This window comes from Paenibacillus sp. NPDC057967, from assembly GCF_042887015.1.
Classification (GTDB): Bacteria; Bacillota; Bacilli; order Paenibacillales; family Paenibacillaceae; genus Pristimantibacillus.
Genome location: NZ_JBHVQB010000013.1, coordinates 171,069 through 185,395 on the forward strand (window position 1 = coordinate 171,069; position 14,327 = coordinate 185,395).

Below are 14,327 nucleotides of genomic sequence, written 5' to 3' on the forward strand. Positions count from 1 at the left end.
GTGGAGAACAACTCGGTTCCGCCGCCATTCAGCGAAGGCAGCCCTCAGCAAGCATACCATCAGCATGTCTTGCAGCAGTCTCAGGACACTGCGCCTATCGTGTCGGTCAAGGAATGGATGCTCACCATGCTGCTTATGATCATTCCTGTTGTGAACATTATCATGATGTTCGTATTCGCCTTCGGGGAAGGCAACCCGTCGAAGCAAAATTACTTCAAGGCAGCGCTCATATGGGCGGCCATCATACTGGCCTTTTATCTGTTAATTGTCGTGCTATTGTTCGGGACGATTTTTGCGACGACCTTTTAGAATGGCCTTTCAAGCCTGGCACCTGCCAGCGACCGCTTCCCAAAGCGCGCATATAAAAAAGGCATAGGAGCCTGCCAGAACCTCTCTGGCAAACTTCTATGCCTGCGTGCATGCAATCAGGATTTCTTCCCTTTAGGCGCCGTCTTCTCTGGCGCAGCGGTTGGCAGAGGCGTCGCTTCCTTCTCCGGCGCAGCCGTTGGCTGCGGAGTAGGCTCCTCGCGGCGCTCCTCACTTCTTTCCTTCCAGTGATGCTTCTCCTTGTCGCCGTGAGCCTTCTCGAGCTCCTCGCGAAGCTGATCCTCGGTTTTACCTTTTGTCTCGATGCCATGCTTCTCCGCAATCTTCTGCAGATGCTCCAGACGCTTCGCCCGATGCTCCGCTTTGAAGGCTTCCCACTTCTCCTTATTGGCTTCCTTGGCAACAAGAAGCTCCTTCTTCAGCTGATCCGCGGATTTGCCATCTGTCGAGATGCCGAAGTAGACAGCCATCTCCTGCAATTTCTTCAGCCGGTAAGCTTCAAATTGCTCCTTGGACATCCCGCCGCGATGATGCTTCATATCCTTTTCGTCCTGAAGGACCGGCCCTTCAAGCATCTGGGTCACGGACTGATGGTCCGCATAGATGGCTGTATGGGACGAGCCTACGGAGGCTGCTGCGATGCCGATTGCGGCCGCCATTATCAGGTATATGTTGACCTTCTTCATTTGCTGTCTCACCCTTCTGTCGCAATGTATGTGGAGCGGATGCGTGTGCGCATTCCCCTCATTTGGAGTATTGTTCCCATACACAACGTCGGATAGACATGATTCAACAATTTATGACTTGGCCGTCATCTCCTCAATCATCTTCAGCAGCTCCGCCTTGGAGAAGTGCTCGCCAATAAATACAGCGACATCATTCACTTGACCCTGAGGCTCGATCCGCATGAAATCAGATTCCTTATACGCATATTGGAACAGATAACGGCTCCCGCTGGACATATCCGAGAAGGATACCACTCCCTTCGCGCGATAGATGGAATCCGGCAATTGCTGCAATAACGCTTCGAACGCCTCGCTCTGAACGGGGCCGTCCAAATAATGGGTGTACGCCATGACATGTCCATGGCTGTGATGATGCTCGTGATTCTCGCTATGCTCGCCGTGTCCGTTCTGCTCCTGCACATGCCGGTCGGCCATCTCTTGGAGGGCCGTTTCACTCATCCACTCCCAGTCGGTTATCCCGCAACGAACGGTCGGCATAATTGCCGCATGCGCATTCAGCTCCCTAAGCAATTGCTGCGCTTCCACCAGCTGATCTGGCGCCAAACGGTCGGTCTTGTTCAGCAACAGGAGCGTCGCGCATCTAATCTGTTCCACCATGAGCTTGTAGGTGCGTCCCTTGCCCAGCTTTCTTCGCTCCAGCAGCTCAGGTCCGTCTACGACTGTAATGACGGAGCGGAGCTCCAAGGAAGCATACATCGCCGCATCGGTTACCCCGTCGAGCGTCTCCATCGGATTGGCTGCGCCTGTCGACTCGATGATGATGGCATCAGGATGATGCAGGCCGATCAAGGATGCAATCTCCACCCCTAGATCGCCGCGAATGGAGCAGCAGATGCAGCCGCCTAGCATCTCAGCCATCGGAACATCGCGGTCGATCAATTCACCATCCAGATTAATGTCGCCAAGTTCATTCATAATAACAGCCGGACGCTTTCCCTCTTCCTTCATTCGGGTCAGCATGCTGCTTAAGAACGTCGTCTTGCCGCTACCCAAGAAACCTGACAATAAATAGACGGGCGTCTTCTGTGATGCTATAACAGATTGACTTTGCTCACTCATCATTTCATTCTCCTTATTCGATTCTATTCCCGAGCAGCTGTCCCAGCGCCTTGGCATGCGCTTCCTGAACGCTGGCGGCTATCTTCTTCGGATCTCCTCCCTCTAGCAGCTCCTGCAGTCCGTCGTTCAATGCCTCTGCGCCTTCTGTTGTCAGCACGCCGTCATAGACAGGAGTCAGGCTAACGCTATTCACCAAATCATACACTTCTGCAAAGATCGGAGATACCTTGCTCTTGTCCAGTTCAATTTTATAGCTGACCAATTGATTGCTCTCCAGCGTCCGCTGTTGAGCCTCCGGACCGGACATTGCATAGATCAACTCAAAAGCGGCTTCCTTTTCAGCGCCATCTGCATGTTTACCCAGCGCCATGCCTGCGCCGACTGCCCCTGCCAGCGTATTCGGGTCTCCCTTGCCGCCCGGAACAACTGGCAGCAGCGCCGCTCCCATCTCGCTCATCGCTTCCTGCGTCGCATTCGCTGCCAGATTCGTCAGCGCCCACCCGCCATTGATCATCATGGCCGCCTCTCCTCTTGCGAACATAAGCTCCATCTCCACATTATCGATGTGCTGGTAGCCTTCCTGGAATGCTCCCGCATCACCGAGCTGCTTCATATAATTCAGCGCTGTGATGAATGCCGGATCTGTGAAGCGGACGCCCTCTTCCTGGCGTGCCGCATACATGAGCCAATCCGAACCGGTCACACGGTCCGCAAGCGAACTGAAAATACTGGATTGAGCAGGCCATCCCGCCTTGTTGCCTAGAGCGATTGGCGTGATCCCCTTGCTGTTAAACTTACCGATCACGTATAGCAGCTCGCTCCACGTCTTAGGCACGCTCAGTCTGTTCTCCTCGAAGATCCGTTTGTTGTAATACAGGATTGAGGTTGGCGACAATCCCATCGGCGCCCCATAGACAAGCCCTCGATCATTGTAGGCTTCCAGCGAATTGGGCAGGAAGCCATCCCTCCACTCCGGATACGCATCCACCAGCTCATCAATCGGTTGAATCAGGGATGCGGCTGCATATTCCCTTGTCATCGACCCGCTCCATAAAACGAACACATCCGGCATATGGCCCGTCTCCGCACTTTCCTTCAGCCGCATTCGATATTCGTCAGGCGCAATCGCCCTTACCTTAAGCTTGATTTTTGGATGAGCTTCTTCAAATTCTTGAATAATCGCACGCATCGTCTGCGCGCGCAGATCATCTCCGGTGAAATTATGCCACAACGAAATGGTTGCCTTTATATTGCCGGACTTGTTGGCATCCCATGACTTAAGAATGCTGCAACCAGCCGACACGGCAAGAAGAACGGTCAAGGCGACAACTGCCATTGCAGTTCTTTTCATCCCGTGTTCCCCCCAAATGATAATGTAATCGATTGGTACGGTAACGAATTGGTGAATCCGCTTAGACAGTATGGCTTATGCAGCCCTCTTGTTTTTATCCCCTGCGGCGATATTCCCACGGCGTATAGCCCGTTTGACTTTCGAATAGCCCGCTGAAAAACTCCACGTCTCCGTACCCCACACGACTTGCAATCTCGCTGAAAGACGCATCTGTCTCTTTGAGCAGCTCCATCGCCTTCTCCACTCTGGTCTTTGCCACAAACTCAGCATACGTACGGCCGGTCTCCCTGCGGAACACTTCACTGAAATGATGCGGAGTAAGCTGGACGCGCTTTGCAACCAAAGCCAGCGACAGGTCTTCTTCCAGATGCTCCTGTATGTAGGTGATCGCACGATTCATAGGCGGCGTGCTGTGATGGCCGGAAGCGGTTAAATAATCCTTCAATAGTTCCAGCACGCGATTCATTATCTCCTCGCGCCCGTTCTCAGCAGCAAGCTTTAACGGAATCGGCTGCGCCTTGATCGCCGCCGGGGACTGTACGCCTGCCTCCTGTACTAAGCGATGGACTGACTCCTCCGCCTCCAGCAGCATAGAATTCAGATAAGCATGATAGGATTCCGGCGTTGTTTCTTCATCTGATTCCAACGCATCTACCACGCCTTCCAGCCAAAGCTGAAGCGCGGGCGCATCCCCTTCCTGCAGCAGTGCATACAAATCCTCCTTCTCCCCCGGCGAACAAGCCCGGCGGCTGCCCTTGCGGCTGCTAACGTCACGAGTATGGATCATTCGAACATCGGGCAGCAATCCGTGATACAGGAATGTGTGCTGCGCGCTGCCAATGGAACGCTTTAGTTCGTCGAGGCTGCAGACCTCTTCGCCTACCGCGGCGTAAAGCTTGCATTTCAGCTTGCGCTCTATTCGCATCAGAATGTCTTCCAGCTTGGCCAAGCTGCCTTCCTCGCCTTTCATAAGAGGAAGAATCAACAGAATTTGATCCTCCCGCAAAGCCGCTTCTCCCTCGACCAGCTCATCGATCACATTATGGGCTGCGAACAGCAGGAGCTTGCCATAACCGTTCTCTGTCCCCCAGCCGGTAGCCCCAATGCAGCAGACGACATAGCGCGAAGCCGTATCCGTCCTGAGCCTTGGCAAGAGTCTCATGCTCTGGCGCATCGTCGCATAGTCCACCTCGCCGCCCTGGATAAGCGTCTCAATTAGCTTCTCGCGCAGCTCGTTCCGGTTGCCGCTTTCTCCTCGCATAATGATACGCTCGCGAGCGTTACCTACCGCACTCTTGATTTCGTCAGGGCGACTCGTCTTGAGCAAATAGTCGCTTACCCCCTCCGTAATGGCCCTTCTCGCATATTCGAATTGATCATACCCCGTCAGGATAATCACTTCCGTGCTGGGCAGCAGCCGCTTCACTTCTCTAGCCAGGTCGAATCCGTTAAGCCCGGTCATCTGAATATCGGTCAGTACAATATCCGGACGCTCCGACTCCAGCCTTGCGATCGCTTCCTCCGCGGATGCCGCCGGCCGAAGCAGCTCATATCCGTATTCCGACCACGGAATCACAGTACTTAGACCCGTGCGTATAATGACTTCATCATCTACAATTAATAGCTTCATTCCGACTCCGCCTCCTCTTTAAGCATAAGCGGTATGGCGAAGGATACCTTCGTCCCCTCTTGATACGCGCTCTCAATGCGCAATCCCGACTCCATGCCATAATGCAGCTGAAGCCGCTTATGCACATTGCGCAGTCCGTAGCTCCCTCGCTCCAGCCTCTCCATATCCTGCTTCTGGTCTTCAGGGCCTTGAAGCTCTTGCCTGATCTCGGCCAGCTTCTCGGGTGCCATGCCAACCCCGTTGTCCTCTACGCTGAAGAGCATCCGTCCCTCTGACCGCTCTGCGGTCACTTTGATCTCTCCCGCCTCCGGCTGCTGCTGGATGCCATGAATGAGCGCATTCTCGATCAGCGGCTGCAGCAGCAGCTTCAGCATACGTTCCGCGCCCAGGTCAGGATCGACCTCCAGCTTGATCCAGAACTTGCCCGGGAACCGGATCGACTGAATATTGGCGTAATGCTTGGCGTGCGCCACCTCCTGCTCCACGGAGCAGAACTCTTCGCCTTTGTTCAAGCTGAATCGCAGAAAGTCGCTCAAGCTCCCCACCATATCGGCAATCTTGTCATCTTTGTTCATCAACGCCATCCAATGAATCGATGATAGCGTGTTATATAGGAAGTGAGGGTTGATCTGTGCCTGCAGCGCCTGCATGTCCGCTTCCTTCTTGCTGGATTCCTCCTGCTTGACTTGCTCAGTGAGCTGGATGATTCGATCGCTCAACTGATTGTAGCTTCGAACAAGCTGGCCAACCTCGTCCATCGATTCGACGGGATACGTCTGGAAGGAATCCTCTGGGCTTGAGCTTTTCAGGAAGCTCGTCAGCATCATAAGGGGATTTGTAATTCGTTGTACAAAATATAAGACAAGTAAAGAAGCAATGAGCATGGACACGCCAATAACGGCTACCATCAGCTTCAGCACATAGCTGTTCTCATTGCGGAAGTCTTCCATAGGCATAACGCCCGTCACGGTCCATTCCACGCCATCGACCTTGTCATAGAGCACGGTCCGCTTCTTTTCACCAGTCCCATCATATAGCCAGCCCGACTCATTCTCAAGCCTCGGGTCCGTAAGCAGCTCAGCAAGCTTGCCTGACTCCGCCGGATTCTCTCCGGTACCGGACAGTACGACGCCTTCGCTGTTGCTTAGCCACACCTCTCCATTTTCTGAAATACTGGCTTGATTCAATATTTGCGTAATGGCGCGTTCATTCAAGCTAATGACGAGCGTGCCCAAATGTCTATAGTTCGTTAAGCTGCGTATTGGCCTGACAAGCGAAATAACCTGATTCGTGCCTGTAGCTGTGTCCGTCTCATATTTGGCCGTCCAAAATTTGGTTCGTGACTGAAAATCCTCTATCCGTCCATCCGCGCTTTGCAGATCCGTATGGAATATGGTCGTATTCGAAATCGGCGGAGAAGAATGAACCGGATATATAGTAATATCGGAAATATATCGTTTGGAATAGACCAAATTAGATAAAAACTCAATCATTTTCGTTTGTTGAACCGGATCTGTTCCCTTCCCGCTCAAAAATTGCTGCACATCCTTCTGTCCGATCATAAAAAGCGATATATTGTCGGCATCCTGTACGATGAATTCCAGATTGGTCGCCATCTGCCTCAGTATTCCGGTGCCGGACTGCTTAGCCTTCTCTTCCGTTGCGGTTGCCGCCATATTATAAGCGAACAAACCAAGCGCAAGTAAGGGAATTAGAACGGCCAATAATAAAAATACGGATAGTTTACGTTTCAACGAGCTGCTGATCCAACGCATAAAACCTCATTCCTCCTGCCAAAAAAACCTCTATTTAGAATGACCATTTCGGCCATTGGCTATCTGCTTCACAGCCTATCATACTTTTTTTTAGTATAACAAAATTTTAGTTTGATTTTTCGTTTGTGTAGGTGTACCATTTGGACTAGATAAAGGTTAGAGGTATGGAAAGGGGGCGTACGTTGGAGACTATATCCCAAGAATTCATGTTTTTTTTCGAGCTTGCCAAAGGCATTGCCGCACAATTCGGGGACAATTGCGAAGTGGTCATTCATGACTGGTCGAAGCCTTACGACAGCACCATCGTCGCCATTGAGAACGGACATGTAACGGGACGCAAAGTTGGCGATCCCAGTACCAATCTCGGTCTGGAAATTATGCGCGGTACTTCCGACGGCGACAACCGCCACAATTATATAACCCAGACGGCGGACGGGCGCATCCTACGCTCTACCTCGATGTACGTGAAGAATAAAGCCGGTCAGATTATCGGGGCCGTGTGCATTAACCTGGATATCACCGATATCATGATGGCGGAGAAGACGCTTCAATCCTTGACGGGAAGCGGCCTTCAGCCTGTACGCGAATCATTCGTCAGCAATGTGAACGAGCTGCTGGATACGCTGATCATGGAGGCCCAGGAGACGATTGGCAGACCGCCGGCGCTCATGACCAAAGAAGACAAGATACGACTGATCCAGCTCTTGGATCAGAAGGGCGCTTTCCTGATCAAGAAATCGGGAGAGAAAATATGCGGGTATTTAAGCATCTCCAAATTTACGTTATATAACTACTTAGAAGAATCGAAATCTTGAAGGAATAATGGGAGGTTCTTACACAATGAGCCGTAACGCAAGCATAATCGCTGCAGCAATCGAAACGCCTGGCGTCGTCATCTCGCTGGAAGCGGTGGAATCCAACATTGCCAAGATGGCCGAAGCGATCAAGAAGACCGGCGTTCAGCTTCGTCCGCATGCCAAGACACATAAGCTGCCTCAGATGGCGCAGCGTCAGCTAGATGCAGGCGCTATCGGCATTACGGTTGCCAAGATCGCCGAAGCGGAAGTTATGGCAGCCGGCGGCATTACCGATATTTTTGTCGCTTATCCGATTGTAGCGATGTCTAAGCTGGAGAGAGCCGTCAAGCTCGTTCAATCCGGCATTCGCCTCATCATCGGCGTGGACAGCCTGGATGGAGCCCAGCGCATCTCGCAGGCTGCCTCGAAGCACGGTGTGCAGCTGGAAGTGAGAATGGAGATCGAATCCGGCTTGAACCGGACGGGCGTCGATACAGAAGCAGCGCCAGCCCTGGCGCAGCAAATCTCCAAGCTGGACGGCGTCTTGCTAGGCGGTATCTTCACCTATCGCGGCGCGATGCTCTCCGGCTCGGCAACAATGGACCTTAAGGCGGCAGGTCATGAGGAAGGCCTCTTCATGGTACAGACGGCCGAAGCGATCCGCGCCGCTGGCGTAGCGATTCGCGACATTAGCGTCGGCTCCTCGCCAACAGCTATGTACGCAGCAGAGATTGAGGGCATTACAGAGGTTCGTCCCGGTACTTATATTTACCAGGATGTCATGCAAGCGGCATTCGGGCTTTGCGAGACGAGCGATTGCGCAGGCGCTGTTATGGCTACCGTCGTCAGCCGTCCCACGCCAACCCGGATTGTCATCGACGGGGGAAGCAAGACGTTCGCAACGGACGTGCAGCCGGACAAAGCGCCGCTTCATCTGAAGGGCTTCGGTCATATCGTTGGCGATCCCGATGCTGTGTTCGAGCGCATGAACGAAGAGCATGGCGTCATCTCGGTCAATGCCGATAGTCCCTATCAAGTCGGCGACGTCATTGCCATTATTCCTAATCACATCTGCAGCACGATAAACTTGCACAACTTCGTCTATCTGCAGCAAGCCGACGGCACGCTGGTACAAGCGCCAGTAGCCGCACGCGGCCTGCTGGAGTAGCGCCATACGAGAGGAGATTGGCTAACCATGCTTGACTTAGTATTTAAGAACGGTAAAATTGTCGACGGTACCGGAAACCCTTGGTTTCGGGGAGATATCGGCGTCAAGGACGGCATCATCGTATCGGTAGGCAGCATCGATCAAGAAGCGCATAAAGTAATCGATGTCGGCCATCAAATTATTTCCCCCGGCTTCATCGATGGTCACTGCCACTCCGATCTGATGATTCTGGATCATCCGAACAGTGATATCAAGCTGCAGCAAGGCGTAACAACTGAAGTTGTAGGCAACTGCGGTCTGGCTCCTGCTCCGCTCGTTCCAAGCAATGCGGAGCTGCTGAAAACCTACATTCAGCCCGTTGTCGGCAATACAAACTGGGAATGGCCTTGGGAGACCGTAGGTCAATATATGGACCATGTCGCCAAGTCTTCCATCTCCGAGCATATTGCCACCTATGTCGCGCATGGCGCGCTGCGTATCGCCGTAATGGGCTTCGAGAATCGTCCCGCTACTTCCGCTGAAATCGTGCGTATGAAGGAATTGTTGGAGGAAGGCCTTCGTGCGGGAGCCATCGGCTTGTCCATCGGTCTTCTCTACGCACCGGGCAGCTATACGTCCCGTGAAGAGCTCGCTGAGCTTTGCAGTGTCCTGCCGAAGTATAACGGCCTGCTGTCCACTCATATTCGCGGCGAAGGCAACAATCTGCTCCCATCGGTAGCCGAAGTCATCTGGATTGCCGAGAAAACAGGCATCTCGCTTCATATCAGCCATCTCAAAGCCGCCGGCAAAATCAACTGGGGCAAAGTAATGGATGCGCTGGAGCTTGTCGAAGCGGCAAGAGCGCGCGGCATGGATGTAACTGTAGACGTCTATCCGTACAATGCGGGTTCGACTACACTGACGACAGTTCTGCCTCCATGGGTATTGGAGGGCGGCATTGAAGCGACGTTGGAAGCCTTCCGCAACCCGAGCCTGCGTGCCCGCATCAAGGAAGAGCTTAGCCACGAACAGACAGAATGGGATAACCTGGTATGCTCCACTGGCTGGAACAGCATTATTGTGTCTTCCGTGAATTCGGACAAAAACAAGCATCTGGAAGGCAAGCCTATCTCGGAAATCGCCGAGATGCGCAGCCAGCACCCTGTAGATTGCATGATGGATCTGCTGCTGGAGGAAGACGGACAAATCGCGATCGTCTACTTCCATATGTCTGATGATGACGTGAAGCAAGTTATCTCGTACGAGAAATCGCTTATCGCATCCGATAGCTTGAACTGCGAGATCGGCAAGCCGCATCCTCGCACCTACGGCACATTCCCGCGCGTCTTCGCCAAGTTTGTACGCGATGACAAGATTTTGTCGCTGGAGCAGGCTGTCCGCAAGCTGACTTCCTTCCCGGTTCAACGCTTCAAGCTGGGCAAACGCGGACTTCTTGTGCCGGGTTATGCTGCCGATATTACCGTTTTCGATATGGAAACGATTCAGGATACGGCTACTTTCGCCGATCCGCGCCAATTCCCGACAGGGATCTCACATGTCGTTGTAGGAGGCCAGCTGACTCTGTCGCATGGCGTCCATACACATAAACGCGAAGGCTCGTTAATTCGGGCTCAGCACTGCTGCTCGCATCATCATTAATCGGCAGCAACCAAAAAAGATTTAAAGGAGAAATGAACATGTCTAAAATCGAACAACGTCTTGCTGAACTAGGAATTACTTTGCCGGTATTGCCAGAACCAAAATTTCTGTACAAAACCGTGAACCAAACGGGCAACCTGATCTACACATCCGGCTTCGACTGCCGCATCGACGGCGTACTTATGTATGAAGGCAAAGTTGGCTCCGATCTGACCATCGAGCAAGGCCAAGAAGCGGCTCGCCAAGTTGTCATCAACCTGCTTGCTGCTATGAAACAACACCTTGGCGATCTGGACCGCGTTGTAAAGGTAGTTAAAATTCTGGCTTTCGTTAACAGCGCTCCTGGCTTCGGCGATCAGCCTTACGTTATTAACGGCGCTTCCCAGCTTCTGATCGACGTATTCGGAGAAGCAGGCCGTCACTCCCGTTCCGCAATCGGCACAAGCGATCTTCCGTTCCATACACCGGTTGAGATCGAACTGATTGCTGAGGTTCGTGACTAGTTCTGACGTCTGTACAATGTAAAAATCCCCAAGCGATTCTGTCGCTTGGGGATTTTTTGTCGTTATCATCAGCATGTGGACACGCTTGCGATTTGGTTCGTTGCAAGATCAGAGTCGAATTTGGATTAGAACAGAATCGTGCGTGTAATGATAACCAATAGAATGAAGAGAACAAGGATAGCGCCAGCGCTGTTTGAGCAAGGACTTCCGCAAGCTACGCCTGCTACTGGGTAGTGGGCGTTAGCTCCGCCGGATATATTTGCGCCAGATACATTGGCTGCAGACATGTTTGCCGCGTAATTCAAGTTGTTCAGCTCCTTTTTTTTGAAGGTACAGTATCCTATGTATTCTCCCCCGGGATGTATAGGCGAATCGGAAAATTGTGTGTTTGCTTATTTTTGCTTTGTGCCCACACCTTTGTTCATGTGCCACGGCATGTGGCCAGGCTACTCTAGCCCGTTGCCCCGTTATCTAGGCGATAGCCGAAGTTTAATGTCCTCATGTTACTTGCCCAGTCATATTGAACCAGAGGCGAATAACATACAGAGTACTCAAAACGTAAGGAGGTGCATGTAACAATGTCCGGTTGCGTTGGTGGTGCTTACGGCAACAACTCCGTTGGAGCGATCCTGGTACTCTTTATCCTGTTGGTGATTATCGCTTGCAGTTGCTTTGGCTTCGGCGGCTATGGCGGTTTCGGCGGCGGTAAATGGTAATCTAACGTCTGATATGTATCCTCCATGCATGCAGACATGTTCAGATGCCCTTGACACATTCGGAAAGGCTCGCTCAGGCGGGCCTTTCCTTCCGTATTGCGATGGACAAGACTTAAAGCTCTGGTCGCTACAAGACTAAAGACAGCTCAACTCAAGAGGAGCTATCTTCTTCGGCATCGACTGAGCTAATCGCAATACGGTTATATTGATCGTATATCTCCTGGTTTATGGATGAGCCTCACGAGCATAGCTCTTAACCGATGCGCGAACATAAAAAGAGAGCTGCCGCGGCAGCTCTCTTTCTCATATCCATCATTCCAGGTACCTGTTAGAATTAGTTGATCAATCCCGCTTGTTGAAGCAGCCTGCGTACCATCGCAGCCGTCTCCGCTCTTGTCATGGTTGCCTCTGGCTTCAAGTTGCCGTCAGAGCTGCCCTTCGCTAAACCGCTGTATACCGTCTCTGCTACGGACTGCTCTGCCCAACCTGCTACCTGGCCTCTATCCTTAAAGCTCGACAAAGCAGTTGCTTTTGCCGCATCCGATAAAGCTGGCTGGCTAGCGGTTATTCGCATAGCCCGAGCGATCATCACCATCGCTTCCTGCCTGCTGATGGTAGCACCTGGCTTAAAAGTACCATCCGTGTACCCCGTAACAATGCCGTATTCTACGGCCTTGCTCACTGCTTGATAGTACCAGGAGCTCTTGCTTACATCGCTGAAGGAACTGGATGAACCGTTCTCCTGCAGACCTAGCGCTCGAACCAATATGGCAGCGAATTCTGCACGGGTGACCGATCCCTCCGGATTGAAACGATCTTTGCTCGTTCCTTTCACGACTAGTCTGGAGCCCATATCATTGACGTCCTGCTTCGACCAATGCTTCTCCACATCCGCGAATGTAACGGGATTCCAAATTATCGAATACATACTGTTCGTCAAGCTGTTAATACGAGCAGAATACTGTCCGTCTTGTACAGATACTACTGTCGGAACATGATAAATAATTTTTCCGTCTTTGTCGAGCACGACTCCAGTCGTAATTTTAGAAGGATCAGTACCCTCTGGAAGTACGATCTCCCGTTCTACATAACTGTTGAATTTGTTCAACTGAACAGAGTGACTGCCTTTCGTTACGGTAATCGTGAATTCAACCGGCTGGCCTATAAGCTGTGCCCCCGATTGTTCGACCGCTTGACCGAAGCTTGCTTCTTGCTGTGAAGAGACTTTTTTTATCTCAACAATAATTTGCACATCCTCTATATTTGCTCCCAGCTGTTCGGCAGCCTGATTCAGATTCAGTTGCGACGCCGGCAGCGTATAGGCTGCGCCTTCGGTACGAATCTCCAGTGTAGCTTCTCGTTCATGAATCTTCGCCAACAGCTTACCACTCAGATTCACAGTAAGTTGCTCCGGATCGGCAGCAGCAACCAGAATCAATCGGGATTGCTGACCCTCTTCATCCAGCTTTTGCGCTGCCTTCTCCTCGTTCAATTGAACATCGATCGTCTTATTCTGGTTAGATGTGTTAACCTTACCCACCAAATCTTCCGAATCTCCGACCACTTTGCCCGATACAATGCTATTTCCCGTGTCCGTTCCAGTGTCTGGATTCGTTCCAGGCGTTCCCGGATTGGAAGTAACGATCCATTTGGCATACAAGATGATATTCTCTGTCCCTACTGTTATTGTAGAACCTACCGCATACGCAGTACCCGTTCCGTCCGCCTTTGTATTCCAACCGCCAAAGGAGTAACCGGATTTCCTTACGGTTCCGATTTCCGCAACCTTTATGGTTGCGCCAGATTCATATGCGATACCGTCTACTGGAACATTGCCGCTTGTATGCCCATTTCCGTTATACGTAACTGTATAGGTGACTGCAGGTACAGCCGACCACTGCGCATACAGGGTGACATTACCGGACACCTGCAGTGTTGTCCCTTGTGTATACGAAGTACCTGTTCCGTCAGCTTTTGTGTTCCAGCCTGCAAAGATGTATCCTGTTTTCGCCAATGTGCCGACGTTTTGAATCGTTGCAGTGGAACCGCCTGGATAGCTGATGCTATCCGAAGGAGCATCCCCTGATGTATGACCGTTGCCCTCATAGGTGATAGAGTATGTGATCTCTGGGACTTTCATCCAGATCGCATACAATATGATTTTGTCCGAACCAACCGTAATCGTTGCTCCTGCCAAATAACTTGTTCCTGTTCCATCGGCTTTGGTGTTCCAGCCCTCAAATGTATAGCCGGGTCTTTGAAGCGTTCCACTGTCAGCAACCTGAGCAGCTGTTCCTTCCGGATATACCTGGTTATCAACCGGGGCTTCGCCTGCAGTATGGCCATTACCCGTATACGTAATGGAATTGGTTGCTACCGGAACAGCCGTCCATTGCGCGTGCAGGGTGACATTGGAAAGCACGGTGATGGGTTGGCCTTCAAGATAGATCACCCCAGTTCCGTCAGCTTTCGTATTCCAACCCGCAAAAGTGAAGCCTGTCTTCACCATGTTTCCACTGCCGAGTACCGTCGCTGTAGAACCAGACGTGTAGCCTTGGCTATCCGTCGGGGCTACACCGGATGTAATCCCGTTTCCTTGGTATGTCACATAATATTT

The 14,327-nt window shown here is 51.9% G+C and carries 13 protein-coding genes; 6 read left to right on the forward strand and 7 right to left on the reverse strand.

Annotated features, from left to right (window positions below; genetic code table 11):
* A complete protein-coding gene (locus tag ACFVSO_RS27195; protein ID WP_387479864.1) occupies positions 1-309 on the forward strand; it encodes a hypothetical protein in 309 nt (102 codons plus the stop codon).
* Positions 310-425: 116 nt separating this feature from the next.
* On the opposite strand, the gene ACFVSO_RS27200 is transcribed toward ACFVSO_RS27195, so the two are convergent.
* From ACFVSO_RS27200 to ACFVSO_RS27220, 5 genes are all read right to left on the reverse strand, one after another.
* Positions 426-1,013 carry a hypothetical protein gene (locus tag ACFVSO_RS27200; RefSeq protein WP_387479865.1) on the reverse strand — a complete coding sequence of 196 codons (588 nt, stop codon included), beginning with the start codon at positions 1,011-1,013 and terminating at the stop codon, positions 426-428.
* Positions 1,014-1,124: 111 nt separating this feature from the next.
* Positions 1,125-2,135, reverse strand: coding sequence for a CobW family GTP-binding protein (locus ACFVSO_RS27205; protein ID WP_387479866.1), 1,011 nt, complete (start codon positions 2,133-2,135; stop codon positions 1,125-1,127).
* 10 nt (positions 2,136-2,145) lie between these two features.
* Positions 2,146-3,483, reverse strand: coding sequence for an extracellular solute-binding protein (locus tag ACFVSO_RS27210; protein WP_387479867.1), 1,338 nt, complete (start codon positions 3,481-3,483; stop codon positions 2,146-2,148).
* A gap of 94 nt (positions 3,484-3,577) precedes the next feature.
* A complete protein-coding gene (locus ACFVSO_RS27215) occupies positions 3,578-5,113 on the reverse strand; it encodes a response regulator (RefSeq protein WP_387479868.1) in 1,536 nt (511 codons plus the stop codon).
* Positions 5,110-6,888 (reverse strand): cache domain-containing sensor histidine kinase, encoded by a 1,779-nt coding sequence (locus ACFVSO_RS27220; protein WP_387479869.1) that lies wholly within the window; start codon positions 6,886-6,888, stop codon positions 5,110-5,112. The genes ACFVSO_RS27215 and ACFVSO_RS27220 overlap by 4 nt, the downstream gene beginning before the upstream one ends.
* Positions 6,889-7,070: 182 nt before the next feature.
* On the opposite strand from ACFVSO_RS27220, the gene ACFVSO_RS27225 reads away from it, so the two are divergent.
* The 4 genes from ACFVSO_RS27225 to ACFVSO_RS27240 are packed head-to-tail and all read left to right on the forward strand — an operon-like array spanning position 7,071 to position 10,994.
* Positions 7,071-7,703 carry a helix-turn-helix transcriptional regulator gene (locus ACFVSO_RS27225; RefSeq protein ID WP_387479870.1) on the forward strand — a complete coding sequence of 211 codons (633 nt, stop codon included), beginning with the start codon at positions 7,071-7,073 and terminating at the stop codon, positions 7,701-7,703.
* Positions 7,704-7,728: 25 nt separating this feature from the next.
* The gene (locus ACFVSO_RS27230) at positions 7,729-8,853 is read left to right on the forward strand and encodes an alanine racemase (RefSeq protein WP_387479871.1); all 1,125 of its coding nucleotides are present in this window, start codon (positions 7,729-7,731) and stop codon (positions 8,851-8,853) included.
* Between the two features lie 27 nt (positions 8,854-8,880).
* On the forward strand, positions 8,881-10,491 hold the full coding sequence (locus tag ACFVSO_RS27235) for an N-acyl-D-amino-acid deacylase family protein (protein ID WP_387479872.1): 1,611 nt from the start codon (positions 8,881-8,883) through the stop codon (positions 10,489-10,491).
* Positions 10,492-10,529: 38 nt separating this feature from the next.
* Positions 10,530-10,994, forward strand: coding sequence for a RidA family protein (locus ACFVSO_RS27240; protein WP_387479873.1), 465 nt, complete (start codon positions 10,530-10,532; stop codon positions 10,992-10,994).
* Between the two features lie 125 nt (positions 10,995-11,119).
* Here the strand turns inward: ACFVSO_RS27240 and ACFVSO_RS27245 are convergent, their stop codons facing one another.
* A complete protein-coding gene (locus ACFVSO_RS27245) occupies positions 11,120-11,299 on the reverse strand; it encodes a hypothetical protein (RefSeq protein WP_387479874.1) in 180 nt (59 codons plus the stop codon).
* Between the two features lie 273 nt (positions 11,300-11,572).
* Between ACFVSO_RS27245 and ACFVSO_RS27250 the strand changes: the two genes are divergently transcribed.
* Positions 11,573-11,710 (forward strand): hypothetical protein, encoded by a 138-nt coding sequence (locus ACFVSO_RS27250; protein WP_165861395.1) that lies wholly within the window; start codon positions 11,573-11,575, stop codon positions 11,708-11,710.
* Between the two features lie 334 nt (positions 11,711-12,044).
* On the opposite strand, the gene ACFVSO_RS27255 is transcribed toward ACFVSO_RS27250, so the two are convergent.
* Positions 12,045-14,327: InlB B-repeat-containing protein (locus tag ACFVSO_RS27255; RefSeq protein WP_387479875.1), on the reverse strand; the 2,283-nt coding region annotated here is incomplete at its 5' end.

Bases quoted from the DNA above. Each gene is read 5' to 3' on its own strand.
- ACFVSO_RS27200 (WP_387479865.1), bottom strand. From the start codon at position 1,013: ATGAAGAAGGTCAACATATACCTGATAATGGCGGCCGCAATCGGCATC.
- ACFVSO_RS27205 (WP_387479866.1), bottom strand. From the start codon at position 2,135: ATGATGAGTGAGCAAAGTCAATCTGTTATAGCATCACAGAAGACGCCC.
- ACFVSO_RS27210 (WP_387479867.1), bottom strand. From the start codon at position 3,483: ATGAAAAGAACTGCAATGGCAGTTGTCGCCTTGACCGTTCTTCTTGCC.
- ACFVSO_RS27215 (WP_387479868.1), bottom strand. From the start codon at position 5,113: ATGAAGCTATTAATTGTAGATGATGAAGTCATTATACGCACGGGTCTA.
- ACFVSO_RS27220 (WP_387479869.1), bottom strand. From the start codon at position 6,888: ATGCGTTGGATCAGCAGCTCGTTGAAACGTAAACTATCCGTATTTTTA.
- ACFVSO_RS27230 (WP_387479871.1), top strand. From the start codon at position 7,729: ATGAGCCGTAACGCAAGCATAATCGCTGCAGCAATCGAAACGCCTGGC.
- ACFVSO_RS27235 (WP_387479872.1), top strand. From the start codon at position 8,881: ATGCTTGACTTAGTATTTAAGAACGGTAAAATTGTCGACGGTACCGGA.
- ACFVSO_RS27240 (WP_387479873.1), top strand. From the start codon at position 10,530: ATGTCTAAAATCGAACAACGTCTTGCTGAACTAGGAATTACTTTGCCG.
- ACFVSO_RS27250 (WP_165861395.1), top strand. From the start codon at position 11,573: ATGTCCGGTTGCGTTGGTGGTGCTTACGGCAACAACTCCGTTGGAGCG.